We start from the raw sequence: 15,297 nt of genomic DNA on the forward strand, positions 1-15,297 counted from the left end.
GTATCGGGTGGTGCTCCGTGGAATCGATCCGGTATCTATTCTCCCAGAATCGCGCGAATGCTACTAGGGTAAGGAAACCTGCAAACGCTTGTTTGGCACAATGCTGTGCTGATTGTTACCCATCCCGATTGGGGTTCAACGCGTGGAAAGTTTGAGTTATCTCGAGATTTTCCGGCAGCGATGGCGTGCAATCCTAGTTGCTGTCGTGGTCGGAGTAGCTTCCGCTGCGCTCATTGCGTTCAGCATTCCGCCAACCTACACGTCAACGGCCACCCTCTTTTTGACGGTCAAAGACGTCAATGCGACTCTCGCCGAACGCTCGCAATTCTCGCTGGCCCGGGTGAATTCGTACACCGATTTGGTGCGCAGTTCTGAGGTTCTCGAGCCGGTTATTTCCGACCTCGACCTCGACCTCACGGTGCAAGAGTTGCGCAGCCAAGTTTCGGCGACCAACCCCAACAGCACCGTCAACATCAACATCGCAGCCCAAGCAAGCACTGCTGCGGATGCCGCCCGCATCGCCAATGCTGTCGCCGACAGCCTGTCGCGCCTCGTCTCCCGGGTCGAAGACTTTGGCACGTTCTCGGTCTCGCTTGAGCGCCTCATCCCTGCACTGCCGCCCTCGGCACCGAGCGCCCCGCAGAAGACGGTCATTCTCGGGCTCGGACTCATCTCTGGGCTAGCCGCCGGCGCTGTGCTGGCGTTGATCTTAGCTCGTTTCGATCACCGGATGCGTCAGCCGAGCGATGTGCGAAGGGTCACCGGATTGCCCGTGCTCGCGGCCGTTCCGCGCGGTCATCGCCGCGCTCGTGGCAACAGTGCCGACGCTGAATCGACAGTGGATGCCGCGTACGCGGAAGCGTTCGCCCGCATCACGCAAGCCAACGGAGGCGCAGTGCCGCGCATCCTGCTGCTGGCCCCGGCCGGTGACGCCGCCAACCACGCATCCATTTCGCTCGGTGTCGTGGCCGCGGTTGCCGCCACCGGAAGGCAAGCCCTCTTCGTTGAGGCGCACCCCTCCTCCGGCGACGACAACGCCCTTGCCTCCTTCGCCGGCACTACGGGACTTGCCGAACTCCTCAACGAATCCACCACCCTGCCGGAGGTCACCCGACCTCTCGACGGTTCAGAAGCACTCTTCGTCTCCGCCGGGGTAGCTGAAACGACCGAAGTTGCCGCAGACAAGACCCTGCGATCGGTGCTCACGCGGCTTATCTCGCGAGCGGATGTTGTGCTCACGCAAGCAACATCCGAGACTCGTCCGCTGAGCATTCCGCTCATCGCGCCCTTCGTCGAGGTCGCCATCGTCGTTGTTCGCTATAACCACAGCTCTGAGGCTGAACTTGCGCAGACTGTTAGCCAACTCCGGATTGCGGGAATTCGCCCCCTCGGCGTTGTGCTGACTGATGTGCCTAATGCTCGCCACTTCGAGCTAATGGCGACCTGGACCCCGGATGACTTCGCGAGCGATCCGGCGAAAGCGCGCGTGCACTTGCGGCGCAAAGCCAGCAAGCCCCAGGAACCCGCCGCGACCCCGACCGCGACTGCCACCGCAGACGCTTCAACGGACACCAAGGCTGGCCCCGACAGGAAGAAGAACATGGCATCCGAATCCTCACCTTCGCCGACGCCCGTACCGAAGCCGTCGCCGCCTAAGCCTGCCCCGCCCTCAGGACGCACAGAAACTGCCGCTGCCGCCGAGCGCTCAAGCGAGAATGAACGCGTGGTCGTGGACTAATGATCGCGACAGAACAGCGGGAGCGCAGTACCGTCTCACGTTCCTTGATCGGAACGTGGCTCCTCGTTGTTCTGAGTGTCGTCTCGTGGCGACCCGATGCCCTTTTTGATGGCGGCTTTGACGTCGTGGTCATCGCAAAGGCCCTTGTCGCCTTTACAGCTTTTCTGTGCGCAGTAGCGATTCATTCGCGTGCTCGTGTGCACGCGCGAGTCGGCGTGCGATCGGTCATCCTGCTCTTCATCGTTGTGGGGCTCTCGTGCGTTGGCGCACTGGCAACAGATAGCGCGATGCCGTCGCTCGTGCTCGCGGTGCGCATCGTGCTGCTCGCCGCAACCGTGTACGTGCTGGCGAGCAGTGCTGCGCCGCTTGAGGTGTTGACGTCCCTGTTCATTGCGATGGGCATCCTGACTCTTATCGGTGCGGCGAGCGGGCTACCCGAGTTTCTGAGCGACGGCCGACTGCCGAGTGGCATCCCCGCCATGAAGCCCAACGAGCTCGCCGGGCTTGCCGCGCCGCCTCTGCTTGCGATTGCGATCGATATCGCGCGGCGCGGTCTCACGCCGCGCAAGTCGGTGCTGCTCGTGACATTCGCAGCGATTCTGCTGGCCACCGGATCTCGCACCACCCTGATCGTCGTCGTCATCGCGATGGTGCTGGCCGTCGTGCTGGCGTGGCCGGTTCCGCACTCCACGGGCATCGCGCTCATTCTGCTCGTGCCTGTCTCCTATGCGATGGTGGCGTTCACGAATGTGGTGTCTGAGGTCGCTATTCGCGGGCAGGATGTCAGTGAACTCGCCACTCTCAGTTCCCGCACGATTGCGTGGCAAGCCGTCTTCAGCATCCCGATGGACACCTGGCACAAGTGGATCGGCGTCGGCCTCGCCGCTAAGACCATTGAGGTCGATCAGCGCTGGTGGGATGTTCAAGTGCTCGACAGCAGTTGGATCTCCATCCTGTCGCAGGCTGGCATCCTCGGCCTGATCGCAGTCGGCATCTGGGTGCTATTCACGCTGAGGGACAGTCTCAAGAATCGCGAACTTCGCACCCTCACGCTTCCCCTGCTCGTTCTGCTTCTCGTGCGCAGTGCGCTCGAGAACGGCCTCATCGAGTCGAGTGTGATCTTCACACTCTTCTTCCTCACGTCGCTCCTCCTCGAGCGAGGGCACCGCTACCCCTTCGAACACGACCGCTCCGTGCGGTTCGCGCTCGCCGTGGCACCGCTGCCTACCCCCACCACAGAACTCACGCCTTCCCCGACCTGAACCCGGTGAGCATATGTCTCAAAGAATTGGATACGCCGCAGGAGCCTACGATCTCTTTCACGTTGGCCACCTCAACATTCTCAAACGCGCAAAAGAACAGTGCGACTACCTGATCGCCGGTGTTGTCTCCGACGAAATGCTGGAGCAGACCAAGAAAATGCGCCCCACAGTTCCCCTTGAGGAGCGCTTAGAAATCGTGCGCAGCATCTGTTATGTGGATGAGGCGGTCGCCGAAACGGTGCCAGACAAGTTGGAGATGTGGCGTCGTTTGCAGTTCACTCTGTTCTTCAAGGGCGACGACTGGCGCGGCACCGAAAAGGGGCTGAAGTTGGAGCGAGAGTTCGCTGCCGTCGGGGTAGAGGTTGTGTACTTCCCGTACACCGCCAATACGTCGAGCACCGGCCTGCGGCGGGCGCTGGAGTTGATTGAAGAGATGTCGGCTCGCGCTCGGGCGTAGTGGAGCAAGCGCCCCCGATTCACGCGGCAACTATTCAGACACCCGGAATAGCGTGGCGTTGCGGGCGGTTCACTCCTGCGACGACATTTTCCCCAATTTTTTGGAGCGCCATGAATCTCACCCAGCAGCTTAAAGAACGTGCCGACAACAGTGCGGCAACAAAATCTGCCGAAGACAGCGCGACTCTCACGAACTCGGTGACCGAAGTCGAAAAGGCTGGCATCGTCAACAACGCGCTCAAGGTCGGCGATACCGCTCCCGACTTTGCGCTGCCGGATGCCGAAGGCAACACGGTACGCCTGAGCGAACTGCTCGAAAAGGGCCCGGTCGCAATCGCGTTCTACCGCGGCTCCTGGTGCCCCTACTGCAACCTCGAGCTCAAGGCGCTGCAGGAGACTCTGCCCGAGTTCCGTGCCGCCGGAGCAACCCTGGTAGCTATCTCGCCCCAAACTCCCGACGAATCCCTCTCTCTCGAAGAGAAGCACAACCTCGAGTTTCCGGTGCTCTCCGACGGCGAGCTTGAAGCGATCAACGGCTTCGGACTCCTTCACCCCGTGGATGACCGCACCAAGGCCTTCTACGAGAAGTCCGGCTACGACCTCGTGAAGTCCAACGGTGCGACCGGGTGGCAGCTGCCGCTCCCCGCCACCTACGTGATCAAGCAGGACGGCACCATCACGTTCGCGTTCGTGCAGGCCGACTACAAGTTGCGTGCCGAGCCCTCCGATGTGGTTGCGGCCATCAAGTCCCTTTAGGTCGTTGGCCACGCGCCGACCTCTGGCGCGCGGCCGCCGCCCTCCGGCTCAGGCGTAGGCTGGCGGGATGATTGAAACTCAGACACTTCTCGATGGCAGTTGGGCGTGGATTGCCCTCGCTATTGTCACCGCCGGCCTTGCGGAAATGAAGCATCGTCGGCGCTGGGTGTGGTTTCTTCTCGCCCTTATTTTCGGGCCGATCGCCACTGCGCTCGTCGTGATCTGGCGCCGCCCCGATTCCCCCTTCGGAAGGTAACGCAGTATGTCTCACCAGTTCGCTAGCTACGTCGCCATTGGTGACAGTTTCACCGAGGGCGTCGGAGATGAACTGCCGGATGGTCGGGTGCGCGGTTGGGCAGATCAGGTTGCTCTCGGGCTCGCGCTCGCCTCGCCCGAGCCGGTCACCTACGCCAACCTCGCGATTCGAGGCCGCCTTCTGGCGCCCATCGCGGGGGAGCAGCTGCAGGCAGCGGTTGCCCTCCGGCCTCAGCTGATGAGCCTCAACGGCGGCGGAAACGACATCATGCGCCCCAAAGTTTCGCTGGAGTCGATCACCGACCAGCTGCTGGCCGCCGTCGACACGGCGACCGCCAGCGGCATCCACGTTCTCCTGCTCAGCGGCGGCAACCCGAGCAAGCACTTGCCGTTTGGTTCGGTAATGGCCACGCGCGGCGACAACCTTGCGCGAGAAGTGATGGCGCGGGCGTCGAAGGACAACGTGACGTTCGTCAACAACTGGGCCGACCAGGAGCTTACGAAACTGCAGTACTGGTCCGTTGACAAGCTGCACCTCAACGCGCGCGGGCATGCGCGGGTGGCGAGCAACGTGTTGTCGGCACTCGAGATTCCGGTGCCCGACTTCGCCGCCGATGAGGGGCCAGCGGATGATGCCCGCCCCCGCACCGCAGCCTACTGGCGTGAATACGTGCTCCCGTGGATCGGCCGCCGTCTCACGGGGCGTTCCTCGGGCGACAACCGTGAACCGAAGAGTGCAACCCTGCAGCCGGTGGAAGTCGAGGGGCGCTAGGTTTTTCCGGCGGCGTTGGCGAGGCTGGCGCCGCACAACGATGAAGGAGCTCTCATGACAACGGCACCGACGACGTACGAAGTACACGGGCGAAGTGTCGCCGGGCAGGAGGCGTCGATTCAGGCCGGGAATCAGACGATTCCGATCGATGCGCTGTGGGGTTCCGCAGAGTCTTCTGCGCTGCCGGGGCCAGCAGATCTACTCGCGTCAGCGTTGGCCGCATGCATGCTCAAGAACCTCGAGCGATCCGGTGCGCTCATCCCGTTCAGCTACGAGAGCGCTGAAATTGATGTTCGCGCTCGACGCCAAGATGCGCCGCCGAAATTCGTCGAGTTCGAATACGAAATCCGCCTTGTCACGAACGAAGACGAACGACGGGTCGAAATGTTGCACCGCAACCTCAGCCACTACGGCACCGTGTACAACACGCTCGCGGCAGTTGCCGACGTGCACGGCACCATCGTTGTGGTCAAGCCCTCCGCCGAGAGCTAGGCGCGCGCGGCGAGCTAGTTGCGCGCGGCCAGCAGTTTCGCCAGGCGGGGCAACTGGGTTTCGTCGGCGAGTGCCGAACCGACCGCAACGACCTTCGCGCCCGCTGCGAGGTAATCGCCGGCGTTACTGGCATCCATTCCGCCGGTCGCGACGAAGTTCATTCTGGGGAACGGGCCGCGCATGACACCGAACCAGTTCGTGCCCAAGAGGGACGCCGGAAAAGCCTTCACCCAGGTGAGGCCAGCGGCTTGTGCGGTCTGAACCTCGGTGGCGGAGGCGACGCCCGGCAGCGGCGGCATGCCCGCTTCGAACGAGGCGCGAACGATCTCAAGGTCGAAGCCGGGGCTGACGGTGAACGCCGCTCCGGCATCCGCGGCTTGGCGAACGTGTTCGAGGGTGACGACGGTTCCGGCGCCAACGGCCTTGCCGAGTTCCTTGCCCGCGGCGACGACGGCGCGCAACGCTTCAACGTCTTCATCGCTCTGGATGGGCACCTCTACGGAGTCGATGCCAAGCTCCCACGCGGTGCGTGCCAGAGCAACACTGCGCTCGACGCCGAAGCCGCGCAGGATCGCCATGAGGGGCTGACCGTCGAAGAGCTGGTCGAGCGAGGCGTTAGAGATCTGAGTCATGGGAAGTGCCTTTCAGGAGCGATCGAGAGTTGCGGTGAGTAACTAGAGCGTGGGGAGGTCGGTTGTGGATTGCAGTACGAGGGCTGCGCGATCGTGGCCGAGGCTGAGGCGCTGTTCGGCGGTAGTGCCGGCAAGGTAACCGGAAAGGTAGCCGGCCGCGAAAGCGTCGCCGGCGCCGACAGCTTCAACGACGTCGACCTTGTGGGCGGGAACGAAGACGCGGTCGTCGCCGCTGAATTCAGTGGCGCCGACATCGCCGTCTTTGATGACGAGGATGCGGGGGTCGGGCAGCAGGGCCCGCACGGCATCCGGCGTCGTGGTTCCCCACAGCACTTCGGCTTCATCGAGGCCGACGAGCACGATGTCGCACTGCTGGGCGAGAGCAAGAAGGGTGGGGCCGGCTTCGGAGACTGGCCAGAGCGCGGCGCGGTAGTTCACGTCGAAGCTGAGGGTCGTGGCGCTATGCTTCGCGCGGTCGATTACCGACTCGATGAGGGCATTACAGGTCGGCGACAACGACGGGGTGATACCCGAGATGTGGGTGAGGGCTGCCTGCTCGAAGGGGACATCAGTGAGGTCATTGGGTGTCATCGCCGACGCGGCAGAACCCGCGCGGTAGTAGATCACGCCATTGCCGGGATCTTTGAAGTAGAAACCCGTGGGGGCGTCGTCGCTGAACTTCACGAGGCTGGTGTCGACTCCGCGCTCGCGGAGTTGGCGTTCGACGCGACGACCGAAAGCATCCGCTCCCAGGTGGCTTACCCACGCCGCATGGTGACCGAGAGCGGAGAGGTGCACGGCCAAGTTGGATTCGGCGCCACCGGTCTCGAGGCGGAACAGCTCGGCTGTTTCGAGAGGCTCGGCAACGGTGGGCGTGATGAGCACCATCGTCTCGCCGATGGAGATGATCTCTGGTTGCGTCGTCGTCTGCATGGTGTGTTCCACAGCTCCACTATCGACCATGTGCGCAGTCTGTGCAACACTGTTGCATATAGTGCAACATACGCGAGCGGGTCAGGATTTCGTTTGCGCAGCAAGGAGAGGGAGCCCGGATGTCGCAGAGCGTTCGTCGTGCAGCACGCATTGTCGATTCAATAGCCCTTCGCCCGGCCAGCGTTAGTGAGCTCGCCGAGGAGTTCGGAGTGCACCGCTCCACGATGTTCCGCGAGGTGCAGTCGCTCGAAGAGGTCGGCTATCTGCGCAAGCGAAAGAATGGCGAGTACGTGCTCGGCCTGCACCTCATCGCGCTCGCCCACCAGGCATCCGACGGTCTCGACCTGCGCGAGATCGCCCACGATCGCCTTGTGAAACTGCATCGCACGGTCGGCAACACCCTCCACCTCGCTGCGCTCGTTGACCACAGCATTGTCTACGTCGACAAGGTCGAAGACACCAGCGGCGTGCGCATGTATTCGCGCATCGGCAGCCCGGCACGGCCGTACTGCAGTGGCGTCGGCAAGGCGATCCTCGCTGAGCTGTCGGCGAGCGATCGGGATGCGGTGCTGCGGGATGCGGTCTGGGAACCGTTCACCGCCAAGACCCTCACGACGCGCCCCGAGCTCGACGCCGAACTCGAGCGCGTCGCCGCCCGCGGCTGGGCAGTAGACGACGGCGAGTTCGAAGACTTCGTGAACTGCGTCGCCGTACCCATCTATGGGCCAGCCGGCGTCGTCGGTGCACTCTCGAACACCGCAATTCGGATGGCGGCCGACCTGAATGCGCTCAAGGCGCACTTGCCGCTGCTGCAGAGCGTCGCGCGTGAGATCTCGGCGGAGCTCGGTGGCGCCTGAGTGCGACCGGAATTTTCCTCGCATATTCGCTTAGGGTTGCAGCATGGCCAAGATCACCGTCCTCCTCTATCGCCTCGGTGCGTCGGCAGCGAATATCGCGCAGAGCATTGTGCAAGCAAACGGTGGCGGCAATGGCGACCCTCAGGTCTTCGACGAAACATCGAAGCGCGCAGCGAAGCCGGTCGCGCCTGCAGCAGAGCAGCCCGAGAGCGCCGAGAAGCGCCACGACAGTTAGTTCGATCGATGACAGGCACACCGAGGTTTCTCGTCAGTAGAAACTTCGCGCTGCTGTGGGTAGCTCAAGCCACTTCATCGTTTGGCGAGTTTGTCCTCGGTACCACCGTCACGGTGTGGCTTGTGCTTGACCTCGCGAATGGTGACCCGCTACTCCCGACTTACATCGCAGCTGTGGTGATTGCGGCATCCGCACCGCGTTTGCTGGTGGCGCCATTCGCGGGGGTGTGGGTAGACCGGTGGCAGGCCAAGCGCACCATGATCGGGGCTGACGTAATACGTGCCGCCCTCGTCGCTCCGGTCATTGTGGTCGCAGCGATCACGCCGGGCAAAGAACTGATGATCGGTTCACTGCTCGGACTACTTGTGGGCATATCGGTGCTCTCGCAGTTTTTCAATCCCGCACGCGCTGCCCTCATGCAGGTGGTCATCCCCGCTTCGCGGCGCGTGGATGCGTCGAGCAAGAGCATGTTCGCGGGCTTGGGCGTTGCGGCAATCGCGGCTGCGCTCGGCCCCACACTGTTCGCGCTGTATGGCGCTATCCCTGCGCTCGCGATGACCATGCTGACCTTTCTGGTGTCGGCGGTAGTCATTACCCAAACGAGAAAGCTCGCGGCAATACCGATCTCAGATCCCGAAATCACGTCGTTCTGGTCTCGCTTTCGACGTGGCCTTGCCACAGCATGGCGAGTGCATTCGGTGCGGCTGGTGCTCATCGGTGTTGGCCTCTACGGCGTCTCGTTGGGAATCAACAACGCCGTGTTGGCTCTCTTCGCCCTCGAAACGCTTCACCTCAGCGCCGCGCAGTATGGAATCGTTGCTGCGGCCTTCTCGGTCGGCGGTCTTATTGGCGCCGTTCTCGCCACGCCGCTCCTGAATAAGGTTGGAAGTGAGCGGCTCTTTCCTGCCGCGATCGTCTTGCTCGGGCTGTCCTATTTCGGTTACGCCCTGACCCGTGACTTCTGGCCGGCGTCGGCGCTGATGCTGCTTTCGGGAGTCATATTTGCGATCTACGTGGTGGCCCAGGGGCCGATTCTGCAGGCAGCCACCCCGCCAGGATTCATGGGGCGCATCACGGCAGTGAGCGTGCCCATTCTTGGCCTCTCCTCAACGCTAGCGACGGTCATCACCTCGCAGCTTCTCGCGTGGGCTTCGCTGCGCGCTTCCGCAGCGGGAGTGACCTTGGACCCACAGGCGTACGCCGTGGCTATCGCCGTAGGTGCGGCGGTGCTGTGCGTCGGTGGCGCGGCGATGGCGGTCGGTTCGCGGCGAAGATTGCGTGAATCGAGGCCGTAGGCTCCCCGTTTGAGCGCAACAGGACCGGTGCAAGCCCCGAGGCAAGCCCGAACTAAGCGAGCGAGGCGCGCACGCGGTCGCGCTCTGGCTGAGGCAGGCGTTCCGTGGCGCGGCGAATTGCGGGCCGCGGCATGCTCGACGCGTGCGTCTTCAGAAACGCGAGTACGGCATCCGGATGCACGGCCAGCAGTTCGCGCAGCACCCACCCGAGCGCGTTCGAGACGCTCTCGCGCCGGTCGCCCGTGCAGTGGGCGAGCAGCCGCAGGCTGGGCTCAATCGGCAGGAAGACGGCGTTCTTGCCGCTGTAGTGGATGAGGCTCACCATTGCGATGCGCCGCTGCCACTCACTGTCGGAGCGGCTCCACTCCTCGAGCGTCGGATACACACGCTCCGGCTGGTCAGCGAGCGCGAACGAGTACAGCCGGGCGAGATCGTCGGCGTGAGCCCAGTTGTCGATGCGATCGATCCAGCCGACGGCGGTGCCCCAGAACGCGGCGCTGTCAGTCGTAGTCCACGAACGCGCGCCCATGCGCCGGCGATAGAAATCGAGCGCCGCAAACATCACATCGCCGTTGGCGGCAAGATTCCAGATCTCATCCCAGGCCACGAGAACGGATGCCGCATCCTGGTCGGTGAATGAGAAGCCAGCCGCGCCTCGGCGGCGCCGGTCGGTCGTGCGCAGACCGAAGTACTCGAACTCGGAGCGACGATCGGCCCGCACGAGTTCACCGCGGTCGGGCGAAATCCCCGTCTCGAGGGTGAGTGAGGCCAGCGCGTCGAAAACCTCGTCGTAGTGCTGCTGCGCTGGGGGAGAGCTCACGCTCTACCCTCCCACAGCGACTGCAGCTGGCGGGCGATGGCGGGTTAGGAAACCGCGCTCGACGCCGCCCACAGGTTGATGCCGGCATCCTTGGCGTGCTCGTCGATCGCTGCCAGTTCGGCTGGCTCGAACGAGAGGTTCTGTACTGCGGCAAGATTCTGTTCGAGCTGCGCGACGCTCGAGGCGCCGATGAGGGCGGAGGTGACGCGGTCGTTGCGGAGCGCCCACGAGATGGCGAGCTGCGCGAGCGACTGGCCTCGCCCGGATGCGATGTCGTTGAGTGCCTTCACGCGACCGAGCGTTTCGTCGTTGAGCATTCCCGACTTGAGCGAGCCACCCTTGGCTGCCCGCGAGTCGGCGGGAACCTCGCCGAGATAGCGGTCGGTGAGCAGTCCCTGAGCGAGCGGCGAGAAGGCAATAACACCGAGGCCGAGTTCCTCAACCGTGTCGAGCAGGCCGTCTTCAACCCAGCGGTTGAACATCGAATAGGAGGGCTGGTGGATGACCAGGGGCGTTCCGAGGTCGTTCATGATGCGCACGGCTTCCCGCGTGAGTTCGGGGGAGTAGCTCGAGATGCCAGCGTAGAGCGCACGGCCCGAAGTGACGGCGGTGTGAAGCGCGCCCATCGTCTCCTCAAGGGGAGTGTCGGGGTCGGCGCGGTGCGAGTAGAAGATGTCGACGTAGTCGAGACCGAGTCGGTTCAGGGACTGGTCGAGGCTCGCGAGCAAGTACTTGCGCGATCCCATCACGCCATACGGCCCCGGCCACATGTCGTAGCCGGCCTTGCTCGAGATGATCATCTCGTCGCGGTAGGGGCGGAAATCTTCGCGCAGAATCTGGCCGAAGTTCGATTCGGCAGAACCGGCGGGAGGGCCGTAGTTGTTGGCGAGGTCGAAGTGGGTGACACCGAGATCGAACGCGCGGCGCAGGATCGCGCGCTGGTTGGCGAGAGGCTTGTCATCCCCAAAGTTTTGCCAGAGTCCCAGCGAGACGGCGGGCAGTTTCAGGCCACTACGCCCCACACGGCGGTAGGGCATCGGTTCGTAACGGGCATCATCAGCGACATAGACCATTCGCTAATGCTGCCATAACTTTCCTCACGAAAGCAGGGAACGGGAGTTCCTCATCGGGACCAGTGTGCTGCTGAGTAAGCCCGATCACACACCGCGGGTCCAGGGGAGCCGTAGCATTGGGCTCATGACAAAGCCCCGCGCCTCAACTCTGTGGCGCGCTGGCGTTCTTGTCGCAATCCTCGTGGCGATCGTGATCGTCGCGTTGACCGTGCAGATCCCCTCTACGGATGAGATTCACGAATGGACGAAGAGCGCAGGAAGCCCGGGGATCGCCATCTTTGTGGCTGGGTACGCGCTTCTCACGCTCACTCCAATACCGAAAAGTGTGCTCAGTATCGCGGGTGGGGTTGCCTGGGGGCTCTGGATCGGCAGTCTCATCGTGCTGATCGGCGCCCTGATCGGCGCTGCGCTTTCGTTCTGGCTCGGACGATACTTGGGGCGGGATGCCGTCGAGCACTTCACCGGTGGGCGAGTGCGCGTTGTCGATGACATGTTTCAGCGCCGGGGCCTGCTGTCGGTGATTGCCCTACGCCTCATCCCCGTGCTCCCGTTTACCCTCATCAACTACGCCGCAGGGCTGACCGCCGTGCGCGTGCGGGATTACGCCCTCGGTACCGTCATCGGCATCATCCCGGGCACGCTCGCGTATGTCGCGGTGGGCGCTTACGGTGCAGAGCTCAATGACGGTTTTTACTTCGCGCTCGGAGCCATCGGGGTCCTCGCGGTCGCTGGTGTACTTGTGGTCAAGCGCCTCCGCAAGGACGATCCCACGTCGCAGCTCGAGCCCATCACGTCAGCAGTCGACGAGCAGATCGTGCCCGATAAGGCCTAACGCTCGGCGGGTGAGCTGTGCTGCCAGCTTCGGCAATTGCGCGGCTAAGAGGGAACCGTCCAGAGCGCTTCGCACGGCAGAGAAACCGTGACGGAATCGCCCGCTGCGAGAAGATTGCCGGGGGCGGCCTCGGTGCGGATCTCGGCGTCTCCGACTCGAACCAGAAGCTCACGACGCGGACCGCGCTGAATGGCAGAGGTGACGACGCCGTGCAGCTCGCGCGGGCCCCGACTCTGGCACGCGGTGGCATCAGAATCGTGAGTGACAGGTGGCGAAGCATCCGTTCGGGTATCGGGGACGCGCGCTGAAGCAGAGACCGCTTCCTGGCGGAAGACGAGCGTTGCGGGGCCCGATTCAACCGTGGAACTGATGGCGACGGCGCCGATCGCGGAATGATGCACCCCGTTCCTGACCTCCCCGGCGAACGCATTCTTGCCGCCAAGAAGTCGAGCAACCGCGAGCGATGCCGGCCGGTGAAAAACGTTGTCGACGGTGTCGTGTTGCAGCAACTGACCGTTCTCAAGGACAACGATCCGTTCGGCCATCGCGCTCGCCTCATCGCGGTCGTGGGTAACGAAGAGAATGGTCGGATTCAGGGCCTCCCGGATGCTCGCAATCATGGCGTGCATCTCATCCTTGAGTCCAGGGTCGAGGGCGCTAAACGGTTCGTCGAGCAGCAACACGGATGGCTGTGCGGCGAGAGCCCGTGCCACAGCGATTCTCTGCTGCTGGCCGCCCGAAAGCGAGTGTGGCGAGCGGGATGCGAATGCCCCCATCTGCACCAGCTCTAGGTGCTCACGGGCGCGCTCCCTAGCCTGCCCGCGGCTGAGTCCTGCCGCGCGATCGGCGAAGGCGACATTGTCGAGAACCGTCAGATGCGGAAACAGCAGCGGGCGCTGGAACACCATCGAGATACCGCGCTGCTCCGGAAGAAGCGCGGTGACATCCCGACCGCTGAGGCGCACTTGGCCGCCGTTAGTATCCTCGAGGCCGGCGATGATGCGCAAGATCGTGCTCTTGCCTGAACCGCTCGGCCCCACAATCGCGGTGCTCGTGCCTGGCAAAATATCGAGGTTCACCTCGCGCAGCGCGGCAGGGGAGGCGGCCGAGTATCTCTTCGTGATGCCCGTGAGGGTGATCGCAGAGGTCTCCACGTCAGTGGTCTGGGCGTGAGTGGTCATCGTTGCTTCCCTGGGTCGAGATTGCGGGTGCGAGCAATGAAGCCCAACAGAATGAGGGGTGGAATGACCGCGGAGAGCGACAACACCGCCACGCTTGATTCGTTGCCGACACCGGATGCGCTTGAGGCAATGATCAGCGGCAGCGTAATCATGTGGCCGCCTCCCACCACGAGCGTGATGAGGTAATCGCTCCAGCCGACCAAGAACGCCAAGAATGCAGAGCGTGCCAACGCCGGAGCGATCAGGGGGAGGTGGATGCGCCACAGCGTCAGCCGTGAGCTCGCCCCGAGCGTGCGGGCTGCGTCATCGAAGCCGTCGTCATAAGCGGCGTAGGCGGCGCGCATCGAGAAAGTTGTGTACGGAATCGCCACCGCAACGAGCACGAGAACGACGCCGACTGCCGGGGGTACCCACGCGCGCAACAGCAGCACATTGAGGCCGAGCACCGCGGCAAACGGCGGCAGCAACACAGGAGAGAAGAGCAGAACGGTAATCGCCTTGCCGAAGCGAACGTGACCGCGCGAGAGCGCGCGGGCGGCCATCGCTCCGAGCGGGGTCGCGATCGCGGCCACTACGAGCGACAACAGCAGCGAGTGGAGGAAGGCGAGGCCGCCGCCGTTGGCGATTGCGGCGGTGAGGCCGTCGGTGCCGGCTTCCATCGGAAACGCGGCGGGGTGCATCCATTGGTTGGCGAACGACCACAGCACGAGGGGTAAAAACGGCAGCGCAAACCACAGCGCGATGAGCGCGGTCGAGACGATACGCAGCACACGGGCAACGCCGCGAGACTGAGTCAGCGGGCTGCCGTGGTCGCCGGGCATCCGCCGGGGTGGGTGCACGACCGGCTTGTCGAGGCTGACGCTCGTGGTGCCGGCGCTCATTGCCACGCTCGCATTCGCCGAAGCCCGAGCATGGCGACGCCCACGATCGCCGCAGTGAGAAGCAGAGTAATCACGGCAACGGCGGCAGCCTCGGGCCGAGCGGTGAGGCTTGCCGAGTTGAATAGCCGCAGCGCCATGACCGAGAGCGGCTCGGGGTAGGTCTTGCCGAGCAACCACGCGACCTCATAGGAACCCAGCGTGTACGCAAACGCGATAGCGGATGCCACGAGCAGCGACGGGGCGGCGAGCGGAAACAGCACGAGTCGTAGTCTCGCCCCGCGGCTCGCACCGAGCACAGCGGCAGTTTCATCGTAGGACGTGATGCGGGTGGCGAGGGTGCCGACAATGATGAGCGCGACGAAGGCGGATTCTTTCCACGCGTACTCCGCGATCACGGCAAACCAGGTGGGGCCGGCGACGAGCGCGGGCCACGATTCTGGCGGGATGCCGAGAATACGGGCGAGCACGCCAGAGTCGGAGAGCAGAAGGCCGACGCTCGCAGCTCCGACGAGGTGAGGCACGGTGACGGCCGCAGCGCTGAGTGTGCCCACGATGCGGCCACCCCAGTTGCCCGAGATGATGAGCACGGCGGTGAAGAACCCGACGACCGCAGCGATCGTGGTTGACACGACGGCGATCCCAAGAGAAAGCAGCGCGGAGCCGAGCAGGTTGTCGGTGCTTTCGAAGGCGTCAACGCTCAACGCGGGCGTGCCCACGAGTGGCATGAGACCGAGACTTTGCACCACAGTGGTGCCGATGCCTCCGATCACTACGATCGCGACCGGAATGATCGCCGGGAGCACGAGAAGCGTGGCGCGCACCCCCTG

The 15,297-nt window shown here is 63.7% G+C and carries 18 protein-coding genes; 11 read left to right on the forward strand and 7 right to left on the reverse strand.

What is annotated here, in order from left to right:
• Window positions 1–142 precede the first annotated feature (142 nt).
• The 7 genes from I6E74_RS01680 (at window position 143) to I6E74_RS01710 (ending at window position 5,731) form a co-directional block, all read left to right on the forward strand.
• A complete protein-coding gene (locus I6E74_RS01680; RefSeq protein ID WP_197122460.1) occupies window positions 143–1,738 on the forward strand; it encodes a Wzz/FepE/Etk N-terminal domain-containing protein in 1,596 nt (531 codons plus the stop codon).
• Window positions 1,738–3,000, forward strand: coding sequence for an O-antigen ligase (locus I6E74_RS01685; RefSeq protein WP_197122462.1), 1,263 nt, complete (start codon window positions 1,738–1,740; stop codon window positions 2,998–3,000). The genes I6E74_RS01680 and I6E74_RS01685 overlap by 1 nt, the downstream gene beginning before the upstream one ends.
• Window positions 3,001–3,013: 13 nt before the next feature.
• Window positions 3,014–3,457, forward strand: coding sequence for an adenylyltransferase/cytidyltransferase family protein (locus I6E74_RS01690; protein ID WP_197122464.1), 444 nt, complete (start codon window positions 3,014–3,016; stop codon window positions 3,455–3,457).
• Between the two features lie 110 nt (window positions 3,458–3,567).
• On the forward strand, window positions 3,568–4,212 hold the full coding sequence (locus tag I6E74_RS01695) for a peroxiredoxin-like family protein (RefSeq protein WP_197122466.1): 645 nt from the start codon (window positions 3,568–3,570) through the stop codon (window positions 4,210–4,212).
• A 67-nt stretch (window positions 4,213–4,279) separates the two neighbouring features.
• The gene (locus I6E74_RS01700; RefSeq protein ID WP_197106795.1) at window positions 4,280–4,468 is read left to right on the forward strand and encodes a hypothetical protein; all 189 of its coding nucleotides are present in this window, start codon (window positions 4,280–4,282) and stop codon (window positions 4,466–4,468) included.
• 6 nt (window positions 4,469–4,474) lie between these two features.
• Window positions 4,475–5,239, forward strand: a complete 765-nt coding sequence (locus I6E74_RS01705; RefSeq protein ID WP_197122468.1) for an SGNH/GDSL hydrolase family protein — start codon at window positions 4,475–4,477, stop codon at window positions 5,237–5,239.
• A gap of 54 nt (window positions 5,240–5,293) precedes the next feature.
• Window positions 5,294–5,731 carry an OsmC family protein gene (locus I6E74_RS01710; protein ID WP_197122470.1) on the forward strand — a complete coding sequence of 146 codons (438 nt, stop codon included), beginning with the start codon at window positions 5,294–5,296 and terminating at the stop codon, window positions 5,729–5,731.
• A gap of 14 nt (window positions 5,732–5,745) precedes the next feature.
• On the opposite strand, the gene I6E74_RS01715 is transcribed toward I6E74_RS01710, so the two are convergent.
• Together I6E74_RS01715 and I6E74_RS01720 are read right to left on the reverse strand one after the other, a co-directional pair.
• On the reverse strand, window positions 5,746–6,363 hold the full coding sequence (locus I6E74_RS01715; protein ID WP_197122472.1) for a bifunctional 4-hydroxy-2-oxoglutarate aldolase/2-dehydro-3-deoxy-phosphogluconate aldolase: 618 nt from the start codon (window positions 6,361–6,363) through the stop codon (window positions 5,746–5,748).
• Window positions 6,364–6,405: 42 nt separating this feature from the next.
• Window positions 6,406–7,326 (reverse strand): sugar kinase, encoded by a 921-nt coding sequence (locus I6E74_RS01720; protein WP_197122473.1) that lies wholly within the window; start codon window positions 7,324–7,326, stop codon window positions 6,406–6,408.
• Window positions 7,327–7,415: 89 nt separating this feature from the next.
• Here I6E74_RS01720 and I6E74_RS01725 point away from each other — a divergent pair, with 89 nt between their 5' ends.
• The 3 genes from I6E74_RS01725 to I6E74_RS01735 are packed head-to-tail and all read left to right on the forward strand — an operon-like array spanning window position 7,416 to window position 9,683.
• Window positions 7,416–8,153 (forward strand): IclR family transcriptional regulator, encoded by a 738-nt coding sequence (locus I6E74_RS01725; protein WP_197122474.1) that lies wholly within the window; start codon window positions 7,416–7,418, stop codon window positions 8,151–8,153.
• A gap of 43 nt (window positions 8,154–8,196) precedes the next feature.
• Window positions 8,197–8,388: a hypothetical protein gene (locus I6E74_RS01730; RefSeq protein ID WP_197122475.1), complete on the forward strand. Its 192-nt coding sequence runs from the start codon at window positions 8,197–8,199 to the stop codon at window positions 8,386–8,388.
• A gap of 8 nt (window positions 8,389–8,396) precedes the next feature.
• Window positions 8,397–9,683: an MFS transporter gene (locus I6E74_RS01735; RefSeq protein ID WP_197122476.1), complete on the forward strand. Its 1,287-nt coding sequence runs from the start codon at window positions 8,397–8,399 to the stop codon at window positions 9,681–9,683.
• Window positions 9,684–9,735: 52 nt separating this feature from the next.
• Here the strand turns inward: I6E74_RS01735 and I6E74_RS01740 are convergent, their stop codons facing one another.
• On the reverse strand, window positions 9,736–10,503 hold the full coding sequence (locus I6E74_RS01740; RefSeq protein ID WP_197122477.1) for a DNA alkylation repair protein: 768 nt from the start codon (window positions 10,501–10,503) through the stop codon (window positions 9,736–9,738).
• A gap of 44 nt (window positions 10,504–10,547) precedes the next feature.
• Window positions 10,548–11,576, reverse strand: a complete 1,029-nt coding sequence (gene mgrA / locus I6E74_RS01745) for an L-glyceraldehyde 3-phosphate reductase (RefSeq protein WP_197122478.1) — start codon at window positions 11,574–11,576, stop codon at window positions 10,548–10,550.
• A gap of 124 nt (window positions 11,577–11,700) precedes the next feature.
• Here mgrA and I6E74_RS01750 point away from each other — a divergent pair, with 124 nt between their 5' ends.
• Window positions 11,701–12,408, forward strand: coding sequence for a TVP38/TMEM64 family protein (locus tag I6E74_RS01750; RefSeq protein ID WP_197122479.1), 708 nt, complete (start codon window positions 11,701–11,703; stop codon window positions 12,406–12,408).
• A 44-nt stretch (window positions 12,409–12,452) separates the two neighbouring features.
• Here the strand turns inward: I6E74_RS01750 and I6E74_RS01755 are convergent, their stop codons facing one another.
• From I6E74_RS01755 to I6E74_RS01765, 3 genes are read right to left on the reverse strand one after another with little or no spacing between them, the layout of a single operon-like run.
• Window positions 12,453–13,589, reverse strand: a complete 1,137-nt coding sequence (locus I6E74_RS01755; RefSeq protein ID WP_197122480.1) for an ABC transporter ATP-binding protein — start codon at window positions 13,587–13,589, stop codon at window positions 12,453–12,455.
• Entirely contained in the window at window positions 13,586–14,470 is an 885-nt protein-coding gene (locus tag I6E74_RS01760; protein WP_231604706.1) for an ABC transporter permease, read from the reverse strand. The genes I6E74_RS01755 and I6E74_RS01760 overlap by 4 nt, the downstream gene beginning before the upstream one ends.
• Complete coding sequence (locus I6E74_RS01765; RefSeq protein WP_307784352.1) at window positions 14,467–15,291, reverse strand: ABC transporter permease subunit; 825 nt, start codon at window positions 15,289–15,291, stop codon at window positions 14,467–14,469. Before I6E74_RS01765 ends, I6E74_RS01760 begins: the two co-directional genes overlap by 4 nt.
• Between the last annotated feature and the right edge of the window lie 6 nt (window positions 15,292–15,297).

The organism is Salinibacterium sp. SWN139 (genome assembly GCF_015864625.1).
In the GTDB taxonomy this organism is placed as follows: domain Bacteria; phylum Actinomycetota; class Actinomycetes; order Actinomycetales; family Microbacteriaceae; genus Rhodoglobus.

Excerpts from the sequence above, each read along its gene's own strand:
- I6E74_RS01715 (WP_197122472.1), bottom strand. The coding sequence starts at position 6,363 with ATGACTCAGATCTCTAACGCCTCGCTCGACCAGCTCTTCGACGGTCAG.
- I6E74_RS01720 (WP_197122473.1), bottom strand. The coding sequence starts at position 7,326 with ATGGTCGATAGTGGAGCTGTGGAACACACCATGCAGACGACGACGCAA.
- mgrA (WP_197122478.1), bottom strand. The coding sequence starts at position 11,576 with ATGGTCTATGTCGCTGATGATGCCCGTTACGAACCGATGCCCTACCGC.
- I6E74_RS01730 (WP_197122475.1), top strand. The coding sequence starts at position 8,197 with ATGGCCAAGATCACCGTCCTCCTCTATCGCCTCGGTGCGTCGGCAGCG.
- I6E74_RS01690 (WP_197122464.1), top strand. The coding sequence starts at position 3,014 with ATGTCTCAAAGAATTGGATACGCCGCAGGAGCCTACGATCTCTTTCAC.
- I6E74_RS01725 (WP_197122474.1), top strand. The coding sequence starts at position 7,416 with ATGTCGCAGAGCGTTCGTCGTGCAGCACGCATTGTCGATTCAATAGCC.
- I6E74_RS01685 (WP_197122462.1), top strand. The coding sequence starts at position 1,738 with ATGATCGCGACAGAACAGCGGGAGCGCAGTACCGTCTCACGTTCCTTG.
- I6E74_RS01710 (WP_197122470.1), top strand. The coding sequence starts at position 5,294 with ATGACAACGGCACCGACGACGTACGAAGTACACGGGCGAAGTGTCGCC.
- I6E74_RS01760 (WP_231604706.1), bottom strand. The coding sequence starts at position 14,470 with ATGAGCGCCGGCACCACGAGCGTCAGCCTCGACAAGCCGGTCGTGCAC.
- I6E74_RS01750 (WP_197122479.1), top strand. The coding sequence starts at position 11,701 with ATGACAAAGCCCCGCGCCTCAACTCTGTGGCGCGCTGGCGTTCTTGTC.
- I6E74_RS01695 (WP_197122466.1), top strand. The coding sequence starts at position 3,568 with ATGAATCTCACCCAGCAGCTTAAAGAACGTGCCGACAACAGTGCGGCA.
- I6E74_RS01755 (WP_197122480.1), bottom strand. The coding sequence starts at position 13,589 with ATGACCACTCACGCCCAGACCACTGACGTGGAGACCTCTGCGATCACC.
- I6E74_RS01705 (WP_197122468.1), top strand. The coding sequence starts at position 4,475 with ATGTCTCACCAGTTCGCTAGCTACGTCGCCATTGGTGACAGTTTCACC.
- I6E74_RS01700 (WP_197106795.1), top strand. The coding sequence starts at position 4,280 with ATGATTGAAACTCAGACACTTCTCGATGGCAGTTGGGCGTGGATTGCC.
- I6E74_RS01735 (WP_197122476.1), top strand. The coding sequence starts at position 8,397 with ATGACAGGCACACCGAGGTTTCTCGTCAGTAGAAACTTCGCGCTGCTG.